Source organism: Absiella sp. AM29-15, from assembly GCF_003434225.1.
Classification (GTDB): Bacteria; Bacillota_I; Bacilli_A; order Erysipelotrichales; family Erysipelotrichaceae; genus Hoskinsella; species Hoskinsella hominis.
Genome location: NZ_QVFL01000002.1, coordinates 179,381 through 204,569 on the forward strand (window position 1 = coordinate 179,381; position 25,189 = coordinate 204,569).

The 25,189-nt window shown below is 35.7% G+C and carries 15 protein-coding genes; 13 read left to right on the plus strand and 2 right to left on the minus strand.

Annotated elements, in window-relative coordinates; all coding sequences use genetic code 11:
- The first annotated feature begins 54 nt into the window (after positions 1 to 54).
- From DW761_RS02945 to DW761_RS02965, 5 genes are all read left to right on the plus strand, one after another.
- Complete coding sequence (locus DW761_RS02945) at positions 55 to 1,794, plus strand: ABC transporter ATP-binding protein (RefSeq protein WP_117516368.1); 1,740 nt, start codon at positions 55 to 57, stop codon at positions 1,792 to 1,794.
- Positions 1,778 to 3,673 carry an ABC transporter ATP-binding protein gene (locus DW761_RS02950; RefSeq protein ID WP_394336545.1) on the plus strand — a complete coding sequence of 632 codons (1,896 nt, stop codon included), beginning with the start codon at positions 1,778 to 1,780 and terminating at the stop codon, positions 3,671 to 3,673. The genes DW761_RS02945 and DW761_RS02950 overlap by 17 nt, the downstream gene beginning before the upstream one ends.
- A 216-nt stretch (positions 3,674 to 3,889) precedes the next feature.
- A complete protein-coding gene (locus DW761_RS02955; RefSeq protein ID WP_117516370.1) occupies positions 3,890 to 4,720 on the plus strand; it encodes a PRD domain-containing protein in 831 nt (276 codons plus the stop codon).
- Positions 4,721 to 4,825: 105 nt separating this feature from the next.
- A complete protein-coding gene (locus DW761_RS02960) occupies positions 4,826 to 6,241 on the plus strand; it encodes a PTS transporter subunit EIIC (protein WP_117516371.1) in 1,416 nt (471 codons plus the stop codon).
- A 3-nt stretch (positions 6,242 to 6,244) separates the two neighbouring features.
- On the plus strand, positions 6,245 to 7,468 hold the full coding sequence (locus DW761_RS02965; protein ID WP_117516372.1) for a neutral/alkaline non-lysosomal ceramidase N-terminal domain-containing protein: 1,224 nt from the start codon (positions 6,245 to 6,247) through the stop codon (positions 7,466 to 7,468).
- Here the strand turns inward: DW761_RS02965 and DW761_RS02970 are convergent.
- Positions 7,465 to 8,193 carry a UTRA domain-containing protein gene (locus DW761_RS02970; RefSeq protein ID WP_117516373.1) on the minus strand — a complete coding sequence of 243 codons (729 nt, stop codon included), beginning with the start codon at positions 8,191 to 8,193 and terminating at the stop codon, positions 7,465 to 7,467. The genes DW761_RS02965 and DW761_RS02970 overlap by 4 nt on opposite strands.
- An 80-nt stretch (positions 8,194 to 8,273) precedes the next feature.
- Between DW761_RS02970 and DW761_RS02975 the strand changes: the two genes are divergently transcribed.
- The 8 genes from DW761_RS02975 to DW761_RS03025 all read left to right on the plus strand — a co-directional run bounded on the left by DW761_RS02975 (position 8,274) and on the right by DW761_RS03025 (position 20,086).
- Positions 8,274 to 9,092, plus strand: a complete 819-nt coding sequence (locus DW761_RS02975) for a polysaccharide deacetylase family protein (RefSeq protein ID WP_117516374.1) — start codon at positions 8,274 to 8,276, stop codon at positions 9,090 to 9,092.
- An 86-nt stretch (positions 9,093 to 9,178) separates the two neighbouring features.
- Complete coding sequence (locus DW761_RS02980; protein ID WP_117516375.1) at positions 9,179 to 10,519, plus strand: MATE family efflux transporter; 1,341 nt, start codon at positions 9,179 to 9,181, stop codon at positions 10,517 to 10,519.
- Between the two features lie 432 nt (positions 10,520 to 10,951).
- Positions 10,952 to 11,503, plus strand: coding sequence for a DUF6560 family protein (locus DW761_RS02985; RefSeq protein WP_054344618.1), 552 nt, complete (start codon positions 10,952 to 10,954; stop codon positions 11,501 to 11,503).
- A gap of 535 nt (positions 11,504 to 12,038) precedes the next feature.
- A complete protein-coding gene (locus DW761_RS02990; RefSeq protein WP_142793769.1) occupies positions 12,039 to 12,422 on the plus strand; it encodes a hypothetical protein in 384 nt (127 codons plus the stop codon).
- A 319-nt stretch (positions 12,423 to 12,741) separates the two neighbouring features.
- On the plus strand, positions 12,742 to 13,956 hold the full coding sequence (locus tag DW761_RS03000; RefSeq protein ID WP_077735090.1) for a replication initiation factor domain-containing protein: 1,215 nt from the start codon (positions 12,742 to 12,744) through the stop codon (positions 13,954 to 13,956).
- A 964-nt stretch (positions 13,957 to 14,920) separates the two neighbouring features.
- Positions 14,921 to 15,121 carry an excisionase gene (locus DW761_RS03015; RefSeq protein ID WP_054344615.1) on the plus strand — a complete coding sequence of 67 codons (201 nt, stop codon included), beginning with the start codon at positions 14,921 to 14,923 and terminating at the stop codon, positions 15,119 to 15,121.
- Positions 15,122 to 15,199: 78 nt separating this feature from the next.
- Entirely contained in the window at positions 15,200 to 16,384 is a 1,185-nt protein-coding gene (locus DW761_RS03020; RefSeq protein WP_054344614.1) for a site-specific integrase, read from the plus strand.
- A 339-nt stretch (positions 16,385 to 16,723) separates the two neighbouring features.
- Positions 16,724 to 20,086 (plus strand): diguanylate cyclase, encoded by a 3,363-nt coding sequence (locus tag DW761_RS03025; RefSeq protein WP_117516376.1) that lies wholly within the window; start codon positions 16,724 to 16,726, stop codon positions 20,084 to 20,086.
- Positions 20,087 to 20,240: 154 nt separating this feature from the next.
- Here the strand turns inward: DW761_RS03025 and DW761_RS03030 are convergent, their stop codons facing one another.
- Positions 20,241 to 24,641, minus strand: a complete 4,401-nt coding sequence (locus DW761_RS03030) for an Ig-like domain-containing protein (protein ID WP_117516377.1) — start codon at positions 24,639 to 24,641, stop codon at positions 20,241 to 20,243.
- Between the last annotated feature and the right edge of the window lie 548 nt (positions 24,642 to 25,189).

Sequence of the window (25,189 nt, forward strand, 5' to 3'; positions counted from 1 at the left end):
TTTTATGGCTAAATATATAGCATGCTATAGGTATAAAAGAGAAAGGAGTTCTTTATGGTAAAACGATTATTATTGGAAGTAAAAGAGTTTAAGAAAGCATCCATTCTTGCGCCAGTATTCATGGTGGGAGAAGTGCTTTTAGAAATATCCCTGCCATTTTTAATGTCTTATATCATTGATTTGGGTGTTAGTAAAGGCGATATGGGAGAGGTTGTAAAGTTTGGCTTGATTATGAGTGTTGCGGCATTTGGTTCATTATTTTGTGGTGCTATGTCTGGAAAATATGCTGCCTATGGATCCGCAGGCTTCGCAAGGAATCTAAGGAAAGCAATGTTTTCCAATATACAGGATTTTTCTTTTCAGAATGTGGATCATTTTTCCACAGCAGGCCTTGTGACACGTTTAATGACGGATGTGACCAATATACAGAATGCTTATCAAATGGTATTGCGTATGTGTGTACGTGCGCCATTGACTCTGGTATGTGCTTTGAGTATGACATTTATCATCAATTCAGAGTTGTCTATGGTTTTCTTTTATGCGGCTTTATTTCTGGGGATTGTCTTGATAATTATTATGCGTTTTGCACATCCGATCTTTTTGAAAGTATTTGAAAGATACGATGATTTAAATGCCAGTGTACAAGAGAATATCACCAATATGCGTGTAGTCAAGGCGTATGTAAAAGAGGACCATGAAATCAATAAATTTCACAGCGCATCTTATCAGATATATAAAATGTTTAAGAAAGCTGAAAATATCCTGATATTTAACTCACCATCTATGCAGTTAGCCATGTATGGATGTATTATCACAATTTCTTGGCTGGGTGCACAAAAAATCGTTGGCTCCACATTAACTACTGGCGAGCTTATGAGTATGATAACGTATACCATGAATATATTAATGTCTTTGATGATGTTATCTATGATATTTGTTATGTTGTCTATGTCATTTGCTTCTGTAAAACGTATTCATGAAGTTCTGGAAGAAAAAAGTGATATCGTATCACCAGACAATGCATTGATGGATGTTCCAGATGGTTCTGTGGTATTTGATCATGTCAGTTTCTCTTATGGAGAACATTGTGAAAGTGATGCTTTACAGGATATTGATTTACGAATAGAAGCAGGACAAACGATTGGAATTATGGGTGGTACCGGCAGTGGAAAATCTTCACTTGTGCAACTGCTGGCAAGATTATATGATGTCACAAAAGGACAACTATTGGTTGGCGGTCATAATGTGAAAGAATATGATGTAAAAGTATTGCGTGATCAGGTTTCCATGGTATTACAGAATAATGTGCTGTTCTCAGGCAGTATTAAGGATAATCTTCGCTGGGGAAAAGGCGATGCAAGTGATGAAGAAATGATACATGTATGTAAACTGGCGCAGGCTGATAGCTTTATACAAGCATTTCCAAATGGTTATGATACCCATATCGAACAAGGTGGCAGTAATGTTTCCGGAGGACAGCGACAGCGTTTATGTATTGCACGTGCCTTATTGAAGAATCCAAAAATATTAATCTTGGATGACTCTACCAGTGCTGTGGATACACGTACAGATTATCTGATTAGAAAAGCATTTAAAGAAGATCTTCCACATATCACAAAGTTTATTATATCTCAGCGTATTTCATCTATTGAAGATGCGGATAAAATCATTGTGATGGATGATGGTAAAGTATCTGGTTTTGGTACACATGAAGAACTATTGAAAAACAACCCAATCTATCAGGAAGTATATGCAACACAGGTAAAGGGAGGTGAAGATGATGAGAGTAAATAAACAACAAAGCAGAGTGAAGGCCGATAAGGACTCCATGAACGTATTATTGCGTTTAATGAAATATACGATTGCACACTACAAGGCAGTCAGTGTATTCGTATTGATATTTATCATCATCAGTTCACTTGCCACTGTTGTCAGTTCTTTATTCATTAAGAGTCTGATTGATGATTATATTACACCATTACTGGGAACTGCCAATCCTTCCTTTACCCCATTATTTCAAGCATTATGTACCATGGGCGGTATTTATTTATGTGGTGTGGTTTCTACATATCTGTATAGCAAACTATTGATTGAGATATCACAAGGTACCATGAAACGTGTTCGTGATGATTTATTTGCCCATATGGAAAAACTTCCTATTCGATATTTTGATACCAACTTTCATGGGGATATCATGTCAGTTTATACCAATGATACAGATACCTTGCGACAGGTAATTTCACAAAGTATTCCCCAGTTGTTTTCATCATTGATTACGATTATTGGTGTATTTATTTCCATGTGTATCTTAAGCCTTCCATTAACGCTGATCGTTATTGTGATGGTGTTGATTATGAAAACAGTGATGAGTAAAATCGCTGGACAAAGTAGTATTTATTTCCATCGTCAGCAAAAAGATCTTGGTAAAGTCAATGGCTATATTGAAGAAATGATGAGTGGCACGAAGGTTGTTAAAGTATTTACGCATGAAGAAGCAGTCAAAAAAGAATTTGATGAAGTAAATGATGCATTATTTGAAAGTGCCTATCAGGCAAATAAGTATGCGAATATCTTGATGCCGGTACTTGGAAACTTAGGAAATATTTCTTATGTATTAACAGCACTCATTGGCGGTGTACTTGCTATTAATGGATTTGGTGGATTAACACTGGGAGCGCTGGCAAGCTTTCTACAATTGAATAAATCATTTACCGGACCTATTACACAGGTATCCCAGCAGTTAAATTCCGTTATTATGGCATCTGCGGGTGCTAAGCGTATCTTTGCGCTAATGGATGAGGAATTAGAAGTAGATGAAGGTATTGTGACACTGGCAAATGTAAAAGAAGAAAATGGAGAACTTGTGGAAAGTGAACAGCATACTGGGAAATGGGCATGGCGTCATCCAAGAAATGATGGAACGATTACCTATGTACCTTTGGTTGGTGATATTATCTTTGATCATGTGGACTTTGGATATGTGGATAATAAACAGATATTATTTGATATCAATTTATATGCACAGCGTGGTCAAAAGGTAGCTTTTGTTGGCGCAACAGGTGCGGGCAAGACAACCATTACCAATTTGATCAATCGTTTCTATGATATTCAAAAAGGAATGATTACCTATGATGGCATTGATATCAAATTAATCAAGAAAGATGATTTGCGACGTTCTTTAGGTATTGTTCTTCAGGATACCCACTTGTTTACCGGCACCATTGCGGATAATATCCGTTATGGAAAAAATGACGCAAGCGATGAAGAAGTCATTTCCGCCGCAAAACTTGCGAACGCAGATGGTTTTATCCGTCATTTAGATCATGGCTATCAAACCATGATTACAGGAGATGGTGCATCTCTATCACAAGGACAGCGACAGTTATTATCCATTGCACGTGCGGCTTTAGCTAATCCTCCTGTTTTAATTCTTGATGAAGCGACCAGTTCTATTGACTCACGTACCGAAAAAATCGTACAGGATGGTATGGATAAACTGATGCAGGGAAGAACCGTATTTGTCATTGCGCATCGTTTATCTACAATTCGTAATTCTGATGTGATCATGGTTATGGATCAGGGACATATTATAGAACGAGGAAATCATGAGAAATTAATGAAAGAGAAAAAGATTTATTATCAATTATATACCGGGGGTTTAGAGCTGGATTAATGAAAAAGGAGCAGAAATGCTCCTTTTTCATTGTTTAAACAACTAATGCAATAAGCTAAAATATATTGATATTACATGATGAAAATAGCATTATTTATTAATATTTGTTTAAACAAATATTGAAAATGTATAAAAATGTGTTGACATTAAGTAAAAGTGAGGGTATCATATAGGTACAAACCTAAAGCGGTTACATGTTTACTGGGAGTGATAGTTATGAAAATCACAAAAGTTTTTAATAACAATCTGGTGGCCACCATTACCCCGGAAAAACGTGAGGCACTATTAAGTGGTACTGGCATCGGGTTTGGAAAAAAGGTCGGCGATGTTGTCGATCAATCAAAAATCACAAATTATTATTATGTAGAAAACCAAAGGAAAAAATTGTTGTATCAAATGATGGAAACAACGTCGGTAGAATATCTGGAAATTGCGGAAGCAATTTTAGACAGGGCAAACCGAAAGCTTTCTAAGCATGTGAGCGATACGATATTGCCTGCTCTAGTGGATCATTTGTATGTAGCGATCACAAGAACGAAAAAAGGCAAGCAGGTACCGAATCTGATTCATGCGGAAACAAAAATGATGTATCCTGTAGAATATGAAGTCGGTTTATGGGCGTTACGATTGATAAAAATGCGTCTAAATGTAACCTTGCCAGATGATGAAGCTGGTTTTATCGCAATCCATATTCAAAATGGAGAAGATGAATCCAATGAAGATGTTTCTGATATGTTGATGTTTGTGAAAGAAACAACGGATATTATTGCGGAAAGTTTTAATTGCAGGTTTGATGTTAACAGCACGGATAATCAACGACTGGCAACGCATCTGAAATTCTTCTATCAAAGGATGATGCATCATCAGACAACAACAATTGTAAATGTAGAAGACATGTATCGCTTATTGATTACGAAGCATAAAGATATGAAGAAATGTATGCATCACATAAGTGAACTGTTGAAGAAAGATTATGCCTATCAAATCACCTTAAGTGAGGAAGTTTATTTGATGATGCATATCTTAAAGATGATACAAAGTGAATAAAGGATTGTCACTGGTAATGCAGGCAACACCTGAAAATAACACATGGCTGTCATGGTATGGAGTGTGCTTTTTCAGGTGTTTTTTTATGAAAGAGAGGAAAAAATTATGGCTATTCAATATGATCGAATCGCAAAGGAAATTGTGGAAAAAACTGGTGGAGTGGATAATATTTTATCTGCGGCACATTGTGCAACACGTTTAAGGCTCATTGTAAAGAATCGGGAAATTATTGATGATGATGAAGTGGAAAAGGTGGATGAAGTAAAGGGAGTGTTCTTTACAGGAGGACAGTATCAGATCATTCTGGGTGCTGGTGTTGTAAATAAAGTATATGCGGAAGTTGAAAAACTGGGTGTATCAACAACAAATAAAGCTGATCAAAGTGCACTGGCACAACAGGATCAATCAAAAGGAAAGAAATTGATTCGCTTATTAGGAGATATCTTTGTCCCCATTATCCCTATCATTGCGGCAACTGGTTTATGTATGGGACTTCGTGGTTTAATCACAAATGAAATGTTGTTGAATTTATTAGGACTTGGCAGCTCTGGTTTATCAGAATCCATGACAGTGATGCTGTCTGTATTATGTGACACGACATTTGCATTCTTGCCAGCACTTGTTTGCTGGTCTACCTTTAAGACATTTGGAGGAACACCATTATTAGGATTGATTATTGGGTTAATGCTGGTATCTACAGCCTTGCCAAACGCATATGCAGTGGCAACTCCAGATAGTGGCGTCGTTCCAATTATGGCATTTGGATATATCCCATTAGTAGGATATCAGGGAAGTGTACTTCCAGCAATCATGGTTGGGGTAATCGGCAGTAAACTGGAATTAAAAATCAGAAAGATTATGCCTAATGTTTTAGATTTCATGGTATCTCCATTCCTTGTAATTCTGATTATGATGATTGTTTCTTTATTAGTGATCGGACCTGTTTTCCATCAGATTGAAATGCTGGTATTGAATCTAATGGAAGGCTTACTGCATTTGCCATTTGGGATTGGTGGTTTCCTTGTTTCTTTCCTATATCCATTTATCGTTATCACAGGCGTACATCATATCATGACAACATTAGAGGTATCTTTACTTGCTAGTACAGGCTTTAATCAGTTGAATGCATTATATAACATGATTTTCTTTGCCCTTGGTTTTGCGGTATTGGCGATTACAATAAAAACGAAAAAGACACGTATGAAGCCTGCTGGTTATGGTGCATTTTTATCACAGATGTTAGGTGTTGGCGAACCTGGTATGTTTGGTTTCTTGTTGCGTTATACCATGAAACCATTTGTTGGCGCATGTCTTGTGGCAGGCTGTACTGGTATGTTAGCAACCATTCTTGGCTTAAGTGCAAAAGGCATGGGAGCTGGTGGCTTTATTGGTTTCCTATTATATATGTATGATGCACATCAACTGTTCATTTACTTTGCCTTGGTGATACTCACAGCCATCTTATCATTTGTAGTAACTTGGCTGTTTACCGTACCAAAAGAATTCATGGAAGAGGAATAAATCATGATTGCCGGATTTGCGAAAGCAATCATTACTCCATCTTTACAGCTTCCAATGGCTGGATATATTGGATTAAGGAAAAGTGATGGAATCTTAGATAATCTGCATGTTCGTTGTATCTATTTGAAAGAGAAGGAAGAAGTCTTTCTCTTTCAATATGATTTACTATATGTAGATGGTGTGATGGTGAATAAATTAATCAAAAGATTACAGAAACAATATTCTATAGAAAAGCATCAGATAATCGTTAATGCGATTCATACGCACAGTGGGCCGGCACAAATATTAGAAAAGTCTGGCTGGAATCAACGATTAGATTATATCGATGGAGATTATGATGAAGCGTTGGTGGACATGCTTGTGGAAAAAGCAATACAAGCAGCAAGTGAAGCATATCAGACAAAAGAGGAAGCAGTGCTGTATTTTTCAAAAGATCATTTTCGAGATATTGGCACAAATCGAAATCAAAAAGATAAAGCAATCGATGATACTTTATCTGTGTTGAATATTAGAAATCAATCTGGTCGTCAGGCAATCATCTTTTCCTATGCATGTCATCCAACGATTATGCATGAAGAAAATACAAAATATAGCTGTGACTTATTGGGACCGGCTTTTGAGATGTTGGAAAAACAGGTATCCCTAGCCATGTTTTATAACGGAGCATGTGGTGATGTATCTACCCGTTTTACGAAAAATGGAAGTGGTATACAAGAAGTGAAACGCTTAGGAGCATTATTGGCACAGCATGTATTAGAAGTTATGAATAAAGATGGGATGCAGGTAAATGAATTAAAAATATCTTCATTTACATATACATGTAAAGCAAGAACGTATATATCACAGGAGGATTTACAGGTATTATGGAATAAACAGCAACGAAATTCTAGAGAAAAAGAACTCTTTGATTTATATGAAAAGATGCGATATTATTGTGAAAACAAACAACTTTCCCTGCCAGTCCATATGATGCAGTTTGATACAATCTGTTATGTATATGTACCTGTAGAACTGTTTTCTTCTTTGGCTTTGTATCTGAAAAGTTTATTATCAAATGAAATCATTCTTGTATCTTATGCTATGGATTATTTTAGTTACATGCCAGATCAGGCAGCATATGATGAAAATCCTATTGCCTTTGAGGCGGTGATATCGCCATTTGCGAAGGGATGTGGGGAACATTTCATGGATTGTATAGTTTCACATATAAAAAAAGATCATTTTTAGCGATCTTTTAAAGACACAGTTTCACAAAAAGTAAAATGATCAGGAGCATGGCGTGATTCTGTATACTCAAACATTTTACCATCATCCAGATATGCATTATTTAAGGTAACCCCTACACAATCAAAATCACGAAGGTTGATCAGCTCTTTATCTAATGCAGTAGCTTTTTCAACCCGGATCATTCTGCGACAAGCAATGACTTGTAAGTGAAGCTCATGCTCTATATAATCATAAATGGATTTCTGCGCAATCTCAACGCTCAGATTTTGGATGATGCTTTTTAAGAAATAATTGATATCCAGCACCAGTGGTTCATTATTGAAATAACGTAATCGTTGTAAATAATATACTTCACTGCCCTTTGGAAAACCGGTGGTTTCGGATAACGCATCATCAATTACAATTTCTTGAAACTTTAAAACACTGGTTGCAGTTTTTACATCTTGATATGTTTGAATGGATGCTAGACCTTTGAAGTTATGCAAATCGATTTTAAAAGAGGAAGCTGCTTTGTTTTCCAACAAGACAACGCCTTTTCCACGGATACTTTGCACATAGCCTTCATCCTGAAGTTTTTCGATTGCACGTCGGACAGTATTGCGGCTGCATTGAAATCTGGCAGTTAAGACTTCTTCTGTTGGAAGTAAATGACTGTGATTATAATCACCATGTAAAATGTTTTGTTTTAAAGCTTCATATATGCTTGTGAATTTTGCTTTTGGCATAAACATCACCTCGTACGATAATTGTAACGTGATTGTTTAAAAAAGTCAAAATTTGTTTAAACAAATTTGGAGGAAAATTTATGAGAAAAAGAATTTATACATGTTTTCCAGAAGGAAAAACATTGGCATTTACCTGTAGTTATGATGATGGAAAAATCATGGATCATCGCTTTGTGAAAATCCTGAATCGTTATGGAATCAAAGCAACCTTTCATCTGAACAGTGATTATTTTGATGTCAGTGAAGGTCATCAATATCCTTATATCAAAAAAAGTGAAGTGAAAAGTTTATATCAGGGACATGAGATCGCATGTCACAGCTGTTCACATATCACGATGACAAGAGGAAATAGTGTACAAAATATAAATGAAATAATAGATAATCGTATCGCTTTGGAAAACATATGTGATACTTTGGTCACTGGATATTCTTATCCAAATGGCTGTTACGATCAGACATCTAAGGAAATTTTACGTTCATGTGGAATAAAATACGCAAGAACAACCAAAAGTATATATAAATTTGAATTACCACAGGATTTCTTAGAATGGCATCCAACATGTCATCATAATGAAGATATATTTGCGTTTCTGGATAAGTTTTTAGGTATTCACCATGCAGAGCGGTTAAATGTATTTTACCTGTGGGGACACAGCTATGAATTTGAACGTGATCAAACATGGAATCAAATAGAAACGTTTTTTCAAAAGGCTACGGGACATAATAATGTATGGTATGTCACGAATGGTGAGCTACAGGCTTACATAGAAGCCAGCAGGCGTTTGATATTTTACGCAGATCAAAGTAAAGTTTATAATCCTAGTGCTATCTGTGTGTATATATCAAATGGAGAACGCATCTATCAGGTAGCATCTGGACAAACGATACAATTAGATTAGGTGATATTCTCACCTTTTTTTCTTGCCCATGCGACCCTCTATATGGCATAATTAATTCTATTAAGAGGATGAAGAAGGAGGATTATATGGAATTAAAGAATATGTGTGAAGGGAAGCCATTGAAGTTGATTTTCTTTTTCTCTTTACCATTGATGCTGGGAAATATCTGTCAACAGTTATATACGGTGATGGATACGATTATTGTTTCACAAAAGCTGGGTGTGGATGCACTTGCGGCACTTGGATGCTGTGACTGGTTAAACTGGATGGGATTTGGTATCATCACAGGATTTGCACAGGGCTTTTCGATTATGGTGTCCCATGCTTTTGGTACGAAATTAGAAGACCAGATACAAAACAGTATCTGTGCAATGATGATATCCTGTCTGGTTGTGACAGTGGTTTTTGTATGCATCGCATTACCTTGTATACCATTTGCATTACATCTGTTGAATACACCGGATACGATTTATGATATGACATTATTATATACCAGAGTTATCTTTTTAGGACTTCCTGCGACGATGCTATACAACGCATTTGCGGCAATCCTACGAGCACTTGGCAATAGTAAAACGCCATTATATGCCATGATTTTGGCATCTGTTTTGAATATTGGATTGGATATTCTGTTTGTTATGGTATTTAATTTTGGCATTGCTGGGGCTGGTGTTGCGACAATTATTGCACAATTTTTAGCTGGATGCTATTGTGTCTATAAATTACTTCAGATAAAAGCCTATATGCCACGTCATCTGATTAAAGATATGGAGTATTATTTGCGTATGATGAAGCTTGGATTTCCTATGGCTTTACAAAATGTATTGATTTCTATAGGTGGCATGGTATTAACAAGTGTCATCAATCGTTATGGTACACTATTCTTGGCTGGATTTACTGCTGTAAATAAATTATATGGTATTTTAGAAGTATCAGCGGTATCCTATGGCTATGCAATGGTTACTTATACAGGGCAAAATTATGGTGCGAAATGCTACAGGCGTATTGCGAAGGGATTAAAATCGGCAGTGGTATTAAGTGTTGTGACAGCACTTGCCATTACATTGATTTTATTCCTGTTTGGGAAAACGTTATTGTCTTTCTTTATATCAAGTGGAAGCGAGAATTATGAAGAAGTCATGCAGGTCGCATGGACATTCTTACGTATTATGGCAGCGTGTCTGCCTATCCTTTATCTTTTGCATATTTACCGTTCTACCATTCAGGGATTATCCGATACATTTATTCCTATGCTATCTGGTTTCTTTGAATTGATCGTACGTATTGCGGTCGCATTGATATTGCCCATCTGGATGGGGAGAAATGGTTTATATCCGGTGGAGGTATTTGCATGGATCGGTGCTGTTGTTTTATTGATTCCAAGTTATTATCATAAGGAAAGGGCACTGTTGAAAAAATTAGATTGATTTTTAAAGATGATGTATGTCATCTTTTTTCAGTTAAAAAAAGATTAAAAATCTGATTATCTGCATAAATACAGGGACTTTAAGCAATATGAATGAAAATACAAAAGAAATTTACCACTAATTTACTACGATTGAAAGAACCTTGATACGACAAAGAAAATAACATAAAAAAAACAAAATGGCATTTCATACAAGATATGAGATGTCTTTTTGTTGCTGTAACATAGCATAAAGTGTCCTTTTTCTGCTTGATTATCTACCATTTTTTTAGAACATGGATTGTCAAGAGCTTGTTGCGTAAGCAATGCTTGCTCTCTTGATAAGACATGGGATAAAAAATATTGTGACGGATAGCAGAAAAATAATGACTACTTGATTTTTTGATGATATACTCTAATAAATAGAGACTAGAGGTTTTGGAGGGGATACTGTATGAAATATATAGGAGCAATTATAACAACATATATTGTTTTATTTGTTTTGGACATAATGCAAAGAAGAAATCATAAGCAAACACAATCCTTAAAAAAATTTACGGTTAGGACAATAACTGATGTAAGTATAGTTTGTGCTGTTGGAGCTATTTTTGTGATTGGTGCAATGGTATTTGCACTAATAGACGAACCTGAAATATTTAAGAAAAATACCTTTATTATGATTATAGTTGTTGCTCTTTTAGGACTGATGTTTTTGGGAATGATTGCACCACTCAAGGGCGTTTGGGATATTTGTGTAGACGACAATGATGTTACTGTTATAAAGGTATTTCTATTTAAAAGTCATTGGAAAATATCGGATATATCATATTGTAAAATGAAACGTGGTGGTATGAATGTGTACATTAATGGAAGAAAGAAAAAAGCATTTTTTGTTGATGCTATGACAGACCACTTCGACAATTTCATAAAACGAATGGAAAAAGAGGGAAAAGAGATTATTGTTCTAGAACCAAAAGAGTTAAGCAATCAAAAAAACAAATCCTAAAATTTTAGGTTATCGTATCACTATATTTATGCAAAACTTATCTATATAGGAATATTATGGATTTTGTTATATTTTGATTGTTTATATTAGTTTCATTATTTGTTATAGCATTAAGTGCTTGTATTATCTATCCTATAAAATTTAGAAGATAAATAACATACAATTTTTCTCTTTTGGTAATGTGATATTATTAGTTGGGCAGGTGGAGTGATCCAGACGCGGTGGCGGTCGAAGACATAGAGCCACGCCAGCTTGCTGGCGAGTGTCTGGTTCACTTCGTCTGTGAGCGAGCTTGTGGCGAGCGAAGATTAAGCCCCCGTTATCTAACAAGGGGGGCAGAAAAAACAAAAGACAATGGACATTTATAAACGGAAAACGCTATATTTACAAGGTAAAACTGCATTTTATAAGGTGTGATATAAAAAGTATCTATTTCACATAAAATAATCTTATAGAGGAAAATATAAATATGAATATTTACAAAGTTATTTTTTACTATATTGGTATAATAATAGTTTGTATTGTGTTTATTAACATGTTATATAACTTAGTAACCAAAAAGTATAAAGAGAAATTATCTAAGGAACAGTTATCTAAAAATCCCAAAATACAATATTTCCAAACATGCTTTTATATTGCAGGAATTATTTTTTCGGGGATATGTGTTTGTACAATTGGAGTATCAGGGATAAGAGATTTACCATTTGTTTTAAAAAATCAATATCCACATGTAATAGGAAAAATAGTAGAAGTGGATAAAACATCTCATGGGGATTTTTCTGTTATTATTGAAAATGAAATAACAAAAGAAAAACTTGATATAGGATTTATTCACAAGAACTTGAAAGAAGGGGAAAAAGTAGAAGTGTATTATTTGCCTCATTTAAAAATTGGTAGCATATATAAAATACAACAATAGTGTGAACGGTCGATTTACTGATATATTAATATTTATATTTAGCAATGGGAATATTGAGAATTGTTTTGCGTTTTGGACGAACTATTATTGCATTGAAAATTTGAAAAAATTGATTTTCCGATTATGTATTTAATGGTAGGTAAAAAAAGAGTTTTAGATATTGAAAATTACAGACAAGAAGTGATAAAGAAAATACAAGCACTTCATTACAATCAGAGCAGTTGGTCTTAGGATTGACTGCTTTTTTTATACAGATTTTTTATTAACAGGCAATTATCAAGATACGGTAGTTGCCTTTTTTGATTGGAGGAATTTTAAAATGAATGATAAAAACTTTATTGAAGAATTAAGGCAAAAACGTGAAGAATACGGAGTAACACAAACAAGGCTTGCGGTTGCCTGTGGTATCAGCCGTGAGTATTATAACCGCATTGAAAAAGGCAAACTTCCATTGACACAAGAACTGAAAGAAACATTAGAAAAACGGATTGAGCGTTTCAATCCACGAGAGCCATTATTCCTACTGATTGATTACTTTCGTGTCCGCTTTCCTACTACGGACGCATTAAAAATTATCCGTGATGTACTGCAACTGAAAGCCGATTATATGCTGTATGAAGATTATGGAAAATACGGGTATGAAAGCAAATATGTGCTTGGCGACATCAATGTCATGTGTTCCATGCAGGAGCATTTAGGAATTCTATTAGAACTGAAAGGGAAAGGCTGTCGGCAACTGGAAAGTTATCTGCTGGCACAGGAACGCTCATGGTATGATTTTATGCTTGATTGCATGACGGCTGGCGGTGTGATGAAACGGCTTGATTTAGCTATCAATGACCGAGCAGGAATATTAGATATTCCAAAACTAAAGGAAAAATATATGGCTGGGGAATGTGTTTCCTATTTCCGTAAACAGAAAAATTATGGCAGTACAGAAAAATGTGGTGATGATATGCCAAAGAATACAGGCGAAACCTTATATCTTGGCTCAACAAGTAGCGAACTATATATGTGTGCTTATCAAAAAAACTATGAACAGTATGTCAAGAATGGTACAGAAATTGAAGATACCGAGATTAAGAACCGTTTTGAAATACGCATGAAGAATGAGAGAGCCTATTATGCGGTTGTAGACTTACTGACTTATCGGGACGCTGAACGTACTGCTTTTTCTATCATCAATCATTATGTCCGCTTTGTAGATAGAGAGGACGATAAACCGAAAAGTCAATGGAAAATGAATGAGGATTGGGCGTGGTTTGTAGGGGATAACAGAGAACCGATACGCTTAACTACAAAACCAGAGCCTTACACCTTGCAAAAGGCATTGCATTGGCTACAAAGACAGGTTGCACCGACCATAAAAATGGTGCAGGCATTAGACAGAGAAAATCATACAACGATACTGAAAGATATGATTGAGCAGGCAGAACTCAAAGACAAGCATAAACACTTATTACAATTAGAAAAATCAACCATAGAAGAACGTATAGATACCGCTGTTCCACAAGAGAATGACGGTATTTTTTAATTTCTTCAAAAAATCTGCAACAAAACAGCTACTTGCGTACAGATATGGTGCGAGAAAAGGAAATCTAACTTTTTTTCAAAATTACTCATTAAATCGAGGTTTCCATTCCCTATATGGAGTGAAAGAAGATTTTAGAAATCTGCAACAAAACAAGGTGTTTATTCCCTATATGAAGTGGAAGTTGAGAAAATCTAAACTTTTTTGAGAAATATGACGGAAATTCATGATTAGTGGACAGTGTTCTATGAAAAGAGGAAAAACTATTTTCAATTTGTATTCAAACAGGTAGTAACGCTTGAGTGTTGGTATGAAAAGAAGAAAATCTTTTCATTTTCAACTTAACATTTGGCAGTTGCCGTTCCCTATATGGTGCAAAGAAAATCTTTCATTCCATTGTTGGCAGTAACGGTGGTGCATGGGTAGTTAAGGTGTGAAAAGAAAAACCGATTTTTTTCATCATCAACTTAGCAAACCGATATTTGTTTACCCTATATGGTGCAGGAAAAGAGATTTCAACTATTTTTATTTCAACTTAGCAACTGGACGTTTGCTGTACAAATATGTAGTGAAAAGAGAAAAAGTTTTGAATATTGGTTACGCTTCTGCTCTTTTCCAACGCGGTATATAGGAAAGACGATTTTCTTTTTTTGACCGTTCTTTGACAAGTAAATAAAGCAGTCTGATACGTTAGGCAGACAGCGAGCCGTTGGAGCTGATACGCCATGACCTTTTCCCTGTGAAGCGAGCGGAAACTGTCAGCGTCCATGTAAAAGATTTATCCCCTTTTATTGCCATGACCTGTCCTGTCTGATAATGATACTCCCGTACAGCCACAGCTTGAACGTTCAGAGCGTCGCACGCAATGGGTACGGCTACATAAGGACTATGCAGAGGTGGAACTCCTGTGGGCGATGATAAAGCCGTCAGACTGCTTAAAAATCAAAAAGAAAGGAGGTGCAGTCTTATGTATGATTTCAGTATGCCATTATGGGAACGCTACCTAATGACGATTGAGGAAGCGTCCAGCTATTTCCGTATCGGCGAAAACAAGCTCCGCCGTATTGCAAATGAATACAAAGAAGAATGTGTTGTGATGAACGGAAACCGTATGCTGATTAAGAAAAAGAAACTGGAACATCTGATTGATAAATTGGAAGAAATCTAATGCAAAAGAGCTTTGTGCGTGATATGATAAGCATATGTCGTAACAAGGCTCTTTCAGCTTTGAAAGGAGTTTTGAAAGATGTCAGAAAAAAGACGGGATAACAAAGGTCGCATTTTAAGGACTGGAGAGAGCCAGAGAACAGACGGCAGATATATGTATAAATATGTTAATCGTGCAGGCGAAACAAAGGTTGTGTATTCATGGAAACTTGTGCCTACGGACAGAGTTCCAAAAGGAAAGCGTGATGCTATATCCCTTAGGGAAAAAGAACGGGAGATACAGCGTGATTTAGAGGACGGAATAGATACCAAAGGCAAGAAAATGACCTTATGCGAGCTGTATGCCAAAAAGACAGCACAAAGAAGCAATGTCAAGAAAAACACACAGACAGGGCGAAAGTACCTCATGGACGCATTGGAACAGGACAGGCTGGGTTCTCGAAGCATAGACAGCATTAAACCGTCTGACGCTAAAGAGTGGGCAGTCCGAATGAAAGAAAAAGGGTACAGCTTTAAAACAATCAGTAACTATAAGCGTTCCTTAAAGGCTTCTTTCTACATGGCAATCGAGGACGATTATGTTAGGAAGAACCCTTTTGATTTTCAGTTAAGCGAAGTGATTGAGGACGACAGCGAAAGTAGACAGGCATTAAGCGAAGAACAGGAAGAACATTTACTGACCTTTCTTCAACAGGATACGGTCTATCAGAAGTATTATGATGATATATTGATACTACTGAAAACAGGTTTGCGAATATCGGAATTATGCGGACTGACAGCAAGGGATTTAGACTTTGAAAACCATACAATCAATATCGACCACCAGCTCTTACGCAATCAAGAGGGATATTACATAGAAACGCCGAAAACAAAGTGCGGAATAAGGAAAGTTCCTATGAGTGAAGAAGCTGGAAAAGCGTTGCAAAGAGTGTTGAAAAGAAAAACTGGAAAAAGCATTCAGATTGACGGTTACCGCAATTTCCTGTTTCTCAATCAGAAAGGTATGCCTATGGTGGCTTGCAATTATACTTCTGCATTGAAGAATATCGTAAGGAAATACAACAAGTACCATGAAGAACCTTTGCCAAAGATAACACCGCATATATTAAGACATACGTTTTGTACACGATTAGCACAGAAGAACATGAACCCAAAGAACCTGCAATATATTATGGGGCATTCCAGCATAATGATAACGCTGAACCTGTACGCCCATGCTTCACAGACAGGGGCAAACATGGAAATGCGAAGCCTGATAGCGTAGTGATTTACAACGAAATTTACTACGATAAAAGGACAAAAGGTGCGGAGTTGTGAGGGGTTATAAGAAGTATCTGCCAAAAGGAAAACACCGACAAAGCCAGTAAAACAGGGATATATCGGTGTTGTAAGAACTTATGAAAAGATAATCAGAAATTTAGTTTATGTTTTATGTAGAAAACTAGTGACAAAGCACAACAAAATTCATAAAAATATATCGTTATGATTAGTTTACATTTAATAAATACAAAGTTCATAAAAATAGCTTTTTTTATGTTTATTTCTGTTGTAAAATGTGCTATAAGAATATTAGAGGATATGAAAAAGAAAGGAGCAATCGTACGTGAAACAGAAACAAACATTAAGATTTTTTATCGCCTTATTCATTGTTTTCGCTTTCGCTGAAATCTTCTTTTTTTACCAGTATGCTAAAGACGTTTATCGCATTAGTGAGGAATCCAATGAAGAACGTTTAAAGGAGTCTGCCAATCAGCATGTGGAACTAATTTTGCATGGGTTAGAAGATGATAGCAATCATTTAAAAGATATAGCGGACAATCTGACATGGAGTGACACATTAACATGCGAAGAAAATATACAGTATTTAGACTCGGTTGTAAAAAAGCAGGAAGAAGAAATTTTGAGATTAGCTATTGATTTACCAAATAAGATGACATATACCAGTGATGGTCATATATTAAAAATAAATGATTCAGAATATCTGGATGAGGTTATGCAGGGGAAAATCGTACATACGAAAATCGAAAAAACACAGGTGGAAGCTGGTATTTCTTATAGTACCATTATCCCAATTTATAAAGATAATCAGGTGATCGCAGGCTTGCGCTGTGTTTATCAGCCAGCTCATTTATCAAAAATGTTAAATAGCTCTATCTTTCAGGGAAAAAGCTATTTTAATGTAATGAACGGGGATGGTCTTTTCTTGTACCAGGCCAAACATGAAAAACAGCTGTTTCAGGATGAAATGATTCAGGATACACTAAACGCTGCCCATTTTTTGAAAGGCGCAAGCTATGAGCAATTTCTTGCGGATATCAAGGCACAGAAAAGTGGCTTTGTGAACATATCATTAAATGATAAAGAACATGAATTATACTATGCACCGATCGGTATCCAGAACTGGTATATTGTTAGTGAACTGCCAAAAGAACTGGTATCTGCATATTCTTCTGATATTCAAAAAGAAGCATTGATTTTATTTGGCAAGGTAGGCGCATGTTTTATCGCCTTAAGTGCAGTATTTTTCTATAGTCGTTACCGCAGTAATAATCAGCTTAAGAAAAGCAATCGCTATTTTCACTATGTCATGAATAAGGTGCCATCACCAATTACGATTATGGATAAAGATAAAAATATTACCTTTATGAACGAGGCAGCATTACATATGATACAAAAAGACTTAAAAGAGGTGGTTGGCAAACCATGTTCTATCTGGAAAACCCAAAACTGCCATACCCAGAACTGTGCTGTGTGTCGTCTGTTGCATCATAAAAATCCAATCAGCTCTTTTATCAGGGATGATTGTACCTACATGGTAAATTCTTCGCTCTTACAAAATGAAAAAAACGAAACGATTGGATTCATAGAAACCTTCCAGAATATCTCAGAAGTCATAGAGAAGGAAAAAGAACTTGCGACACTAATTGATAATATACCAGGTGGTGTATTGTTATGTGATGATGATGCAGACTGTACGATACAGGTAATGAGTGATCGTTTCCTTGAAATTGTTGGATATACACAAGAAGAAATCAGAAAGGATTTCCATCAATCATTATCCGCTATGATCAGAGAGGATGATAAGGAAGCTTTCTATCAACTGAAACAACATGTACTTACACAAAAACAGACTCACTTTGAAACACATTACCATCTTAAAACCAAAAATAAAGGATATGTCAGTATTTATCATTGTGGGGAATTGATCAAATACCATCAGAAGGAGAAATTCTGTAACGTATTAATTGATGTTACAGAACAGGAAAAGATACGAAAACAATTAGATGAAAAGAATTTGGAATTACGTTATATTTCTGAGAATATGAATGGTATGATGCTGGTAACAAAGTTTGATGATCGATTTAAAATTCTATATGCGAATGCTGTGTTTAAGGATACATTTGAATTAGATGATGAAAGAATTGCACAGGGTGTTCATTTATTTGACTTTGTGCCGATTCAGGTAAATGATAAGCTGAAAGATGAAATACATCGTCAGTTAGATTATAAAGAAACCATTGATGTACAATATCGCATGATTAGTAAAAACCAGTTGATCTGGGTATCCAGCAAAGGAAAACACATCAAGGAGCAATATAAAGATTTACAAGATGTGATTATCTGGATCTGTATGGATATCAGTAAAGAAAAGAAACAGAATGAAGAAATCAGAATCAACGCAGAACGTTATCGAATCGCAGTATCCAATACGAATAGCATTGTATTTGATTATCTGATTAAGGAGCATTGTATCAAGCATGATAATGATATGATTGAAGATAAGTATCATATACCAAAATGTATCGAGGGTATACCACAAGATATACAGAAGTTTTCCATGATCCATGAAGATGATCGTGGCGTGGTGATGGATTGTTTCTATAAGGTTGAATTAGGAGAAAAACAGGCATATTGTGAATTCCGTTTACAAAAGGCAGGATATCGCAATCGCTGGTTCTCCTTGAAACTAGTAACGATATTCGATGATCATCATGATCCAAGAAAAGCAGTTGGTATCCTGCATGATATCAGTGAACAAAAAGAGCTGGAGCAATTCGCAGATAAAGAATCTACATTAAGGGCAACCATCTTAAAAGATGCAATAGATTTCTATGTCATCAATCTGTCCAGAAATAAATTTGTGGAAGGGCATGAACGCTGGAAACAGGATATGTTAATACCAAGTGATGATTTTGATGCAGTCAACAGCTGGATTGAATCAGAATATGTCCACCCAGATGATGCTGCTGCTTTTGCGAAAGTTGTGGATCGAAAACGTCTGTTAGAACATTTTGAACAGGGATTATTAAGAGAGCGTATTACTTATCGACGCCGAATCAATCGACAGTCCTCCGGTTATATATGGGTAAATACGATTATTCACTTATTACAGTCAAAAGAAAGTCATGATATTCTAGCGATTTGTAATATACAAAATGTTACGGAGGAAAAGGAAAAAGAAGTACGATTGATTGATCAGGCACAAAAAGATTTATTGTCAGGTATGTTTAATAAGGTTACCACACAACAAATGATTGCACAGTATCTAAATGAGCATCCCGATACATCATGCGCATTCTTCTTAATTGATATTGATAACTTTAAACATGTCAACGATACCTTGGGACATGCAATGGGAGATGAAGTAATTCATGAAATCAGTCAGCGTATTTTAACTTTATTCCGTTCTGAAGATATCGCAGGAAGAGTCGGTGGAGATGAGTTTGTGGTCTTTATGAAGCATACAACAAGAGAAATTGCGGAAAAGAAAGCAGAAATGCTATGTGAACATCTGCGTATGAAGGTAAAAGGAGAAAATCAAATTGTACATATCTCTGCGACGATTGGTATTTCGCTGGCACCCCTACATGGCATAGATTTTACATCTTTGTATCAGCATGGAGATGAGGCGTTATATCAAGTAAAGAAACGTGGAAAAAACAATTATGGTTTTTATGGCGAATAGCCATGAAGAGAATCTGTCTACAGATGGATTCTTTTTATATAGGATGTGTTCTCTTTGTGCTAACAAAAATAATAAAAGTTAGCATAAAACGAACAAATATGTATGACTGTAATATAAAGAAAACACCATAACATATGCTGTTATGGTGAAAGATTTACTTCTTCATTGCTTTTTTACGATACAGAATATAGCCTAATAATACAACAGATGCGCCAAGTAATAATACAATACGATCTATATGGGTATGATCGCTGGTATCAACTTTGTTGTGGATATTTTGTTGAGAATGATTTGTATTTATAGTGTCTGAAGGAGTATTAGCATCAGGTGTAGTATCTGGATGATCTGGGTTTACAACAGGTGTGTTGCCTTCATCATCAGGAGTAACATCAGGCTTTTTCGTACCTTTAAAATCATATTGATGCCATTTGGATAATGGAAGAATTTCTGGCATATCCTGATTATCTTGATTTAAAGGCATGATCCATACATTGAAAGTCCCTTTTTGAGCAATAGAATGAATAAACAGTTTGTGTACACCGGTATTGTCACTTTGATTAGGTGCAGTTGTGATACCCGGATAAGCTTTCGCATCCATGACTTCAAAACGTTGTCCAAGATGTTGGTCATCTATTAACATCAGTTTGACCTGCTTTCCATTTTTGCTTAAGATAACACTTTGTCCATCTTCTGCAATTGTAACATCTGCATCGGTGTGCATTTGCCAATAGATATCATCTTTATGCTTTAAAGTAAATTCATCACGAATCAAAACTTCATTTCGATGAAAATAAGCAAAACCACGTTTTACATCAACGGCATATTTTTGATAAGCATCACTCATATCAAGGATACCATATCCACCGTTTTGTTCATTCAGCTGACTTTCTATAACATTTGATTTTACCTGTAAGCTTTGATTTGCGCCATTTTCAGGATGGATAACCAGCGTATTATGTCCTAAGGCATTCTTACGATAATATTGCCAGCGAAGTCCTTCTTGATTCATATCCCAATAACCGGGTAGATTATAATTCTCTTTTCCAAAATCTAATGCCCAGCGTTCACCATCAACATCATAGACGAAGCTTCCAATATCTAAATCACCATGTGGGGCACCATTAAATCCACCTTTAAAACCTAAAAAGGAAGAATCAGGATCTGTGAAATCATGTCGCATTGTGATGATGGATTGTGCATCATATTGCTTATCTAATAGAACGGGTGTTTCTCCCTGATACAGGGATGGATCATAATATAGTAAATCATAGATATTGGCACTGTGTGGATTTTGTTCCATATAGTATTTATGATACCAAGTATAAGATGGCTCATTGTAAATTTTTGCGAACCATAGATTTAAGTAACCGGCAGCATCCATCATATCATTATCAGAATAGTTGTAGGTACCTGCTTTTCCACTCATATAAATAGGAAATAATGCTGTTTCTTTTAATCCAGGTGTAGCTAAAAATTCATTTTCACCTGTTGCTGAGCTGATACAGGATAAGAAGGATACTAGATATCTAGTGCCATAATCCCAATAAGAAATACCTTCCTGAGAATCTCCTTGAGGTGCATATTGAGGAAGTCCGTATTGAATGGAGCGATAGGCTTTTTGAAGAATGATACCAGATAAGTTACGATAATCAGGATTTTCATGATGTGCTAATGCAAGAGCACTTGTCGCAAAACCAGAATTACAGACAAAATTCCAGTTATATCCATCAGTCACAAAACGATGATTTGCATTATATTCGCTCAAGGCAACCTGTAGTCCTTTTTCATATAATGCTTTTGATACTTCATCACGTTGCTCCTCATTTAAATAATCATACAGCCAGTCATAGGCAATCGCTACACCATTTGCTGTCATAGCTGTATCTAATAAGTGATCTGGATGCCAGTCTGGATATTGACGACATAAGGAATCAAGTTCTTTCCATGCGCGTTTGGCATATGTTTCATCATGTGTGATTTGCCATACAAAGGCAAGATTTACAACATCTTTAGACCCCTGTGTATCCAAACGCACACCATCACTTAACTGATAGGGAACAACCGGTTTTTCTAGTAAAGGATCTACAGCATGTAATACATCCTGATACCATGCTTTGGCATTTGCATCTTTTTGGATGTTTGTGCGGATATGATCAAAATCAGTTGCAGTAGCTAAAAGTCGAGGATGCTCATCTTTTACAGACTGTATGAGTGCTTGAGGTGTATTAGCAATATAGATTACAACTTCACTGTTTGTAATATTGCCATAAGTGTCCTTTACCTGAATCATTGCATGATCATAGCCATGATAATCTTTTTCTGGTGTATAAGTATACGTGTCATCATGAATGTCAAATGTACCATGTGATGCAGGTTGTAATAACGTATAACTTAAAGAATCATGCTCCTTGTCCGTTGCCTGAAATTTACCAGATACCGGCTCATTCATGTTCATCTGAAGAATGAGTTTCTCTATTTGTGGAGCTTCATTGACTGCAGTGACATCAACATTTACAGGCTGTAAAGCAACAGAACCATCTTCTGATTTTAAGACGAATGTAAAAGCATCTGATCCTGTATAATCTTTTTCAGGATAATAAGACATTTGATCATGATCTAATATTACCGTGCCATGAGATGGGGAAGCAAGCAGTTCAGCATTTGCCAGTATTTTTTTTGTAATCATGGTATTCATTTTAGTAGTGAAATGGATGGGGGCATTCTCTTTTCCCTGTGGATTTACCACTACCGCGATTTCCTTTTCAATACCATCTACATGCTTCACACGAATAACGGCCATTCCATTTTTCAAAGCATGTAACAGTCCCTGATCATCAACAGTAACAATCGATGTATCACTGCTTTCAAAAGTCAGTGTAGATATGGTTGCTTGTTTTGGTGTAATATCAGCGGATAATTGTAACGTATCATTAACGTTCATGATACAGGAAGCAGGCGTGATTTCAATGTTTTCAGCTTTCACATATCCATTTACTAACGTATCATCAATCCAGACATCACCATTTGATTCATCATATAAATATTCCAGTTTTATACTTTTTAATGGCAATGGCGGCAGATTAATTGTATACGTATATTGTGTCCAGTCCTGTGTATTGGATACAGGAAGTATTTGCGTATACATGGTTGGTATACTGCCATTTTCTGCGACATATTGTAAACGAATAGATAAACCTTTTCCAGTAAAATCTTTTGTTTTTATCCATTGAGATATTTTTAAAGCATGCATTTGTATCTCATCAGAAACTGGGGAAATACTTTGGTAAATCGTTCCTCTTGATGGTGTGGTAGAAGAAACATCATGTATATGTACACTGCGATAACCATCTTTAAATACATGTTCATCACTTTCCACATTTAGACCACCGCTGCTTTTCCATAAGCTCCAGCTTTCAGGCATTGTTCCATTCACTTTCTCATATCCACCATTGAATATAAGACTATTCATAGGATCGCCTTCTTCATGTTTATCCATTTCACCAATGCATGATACTTTTATATTTTTGAAATAGGCAGTCCCAGTAGATTTAGATACGATATGCTCCAGCTTGATACCCGCAACTGCAGTATTGTTTAGGGTATTTGGTACATCAAAATCAAGTTGAACGTGCTGCCAGTCTGTGGTGTCTTTTATTTTAGTATTTGTATTTAGCACCATGAGGCTGCGATTAGAATGATCTACAATCTGGATACGATAAGAAGCCGTGCCACTTTTTAGTTCATCACAAGCGATATCACCTTCAAAATGATATTTTTTGTTTAATTGTTCTGAAGAAAGCATGACGCTTTGATGCAATGTAATATTTGTATTATTCGTTTGCATTGATAATATACCTTGTTTTGCTGCTACTTTATAATCACCAGTCGCAGGCCAGTAATTCCAATGATCAATTTTACCATCTTGATTGGTATCCTGATAAGTAGGATTTATCAAAAGGTTATCTTGCGCTGGCTGTATGGAATCTTCTAATCGAAGATTTTTTACATGCATAACACCAGTCGTTGGCGATGATACCATGATTTCCAGTTTTACTTTTGCGACAAGCGTATCCGTGAATTTTGAATTATCCACAGATTTTGGAATCGTGATATCCTGATCAATATCCTTCCAATCCTGATTGTTCATGACTTTTACAATTTCTGTTGTTGATAAAGATTGGTTGGATTTGTTTAAAAATTGATAGCGAATGATTGCGGCTCCATGAGTGAATTTTTCTGTTTTTAATGTGGCATGAAAATGATAGCTGTTTTCTGCTGTTACATTCGATAATATCTGATTTAAAACAAGATTCTCTCCACTAGCACTGATTGTTAAAATACCCTGATCAGCACTGCTTTGCGCACGGCCTGATCCCCCAGAGCTCCAGTAATTCCAGGAATCAAATTGCGAATTTCCATCCACATCCTGAAATTCTGGGTTAGCGATGTAGTTTTTCTTTTCTTGTGCCAATATGTTTGTACTGCCTAAGACAGAGAAACAAATCAACAGAAAAGAAAATCCAAGACACATCCATTTTTTCATTTTTGTTAACATATGAACCTCCCAACTGCATATAAACCGGTTTACTAATGCACAGAGATATTCTAGATGATTATCGAAATTAATGCAAGCGTTTTCATGGATAAAATAAAAAATATGAGAAGAAACTGCTGTAAATAGTAGAAAAAGTGCAAAACCGGTTTACTTAAAGATGGGATATATATATGAAATTATATTATTCATATGTGCAACAAATCATATACAATAAACGATGAGTGTGTATGATTTATTGCATCATGTGAGCATATAACAACATTTTTATGATAAATAATTAATGAAACGTCAAAAAAGTGTATCATTTTCTGTCATTTAAAATGCAAAAAAAGTTTCATTTATATTATATATATAAATATATACTATTATCAAATAAATAACATAAAATTAATAAATGAAAAATTGTCCTGAATAAATGTAAAAAATCTTATTGCAAATCTAAAAAAACATGTTAAACTATCCATAACGCGTTAACTTAAAAAATGGAAATCCATAAAGATTAGAGAAGGAAAGGTATGTGATATAAAAGATAAAAAATAAGTAGTTTA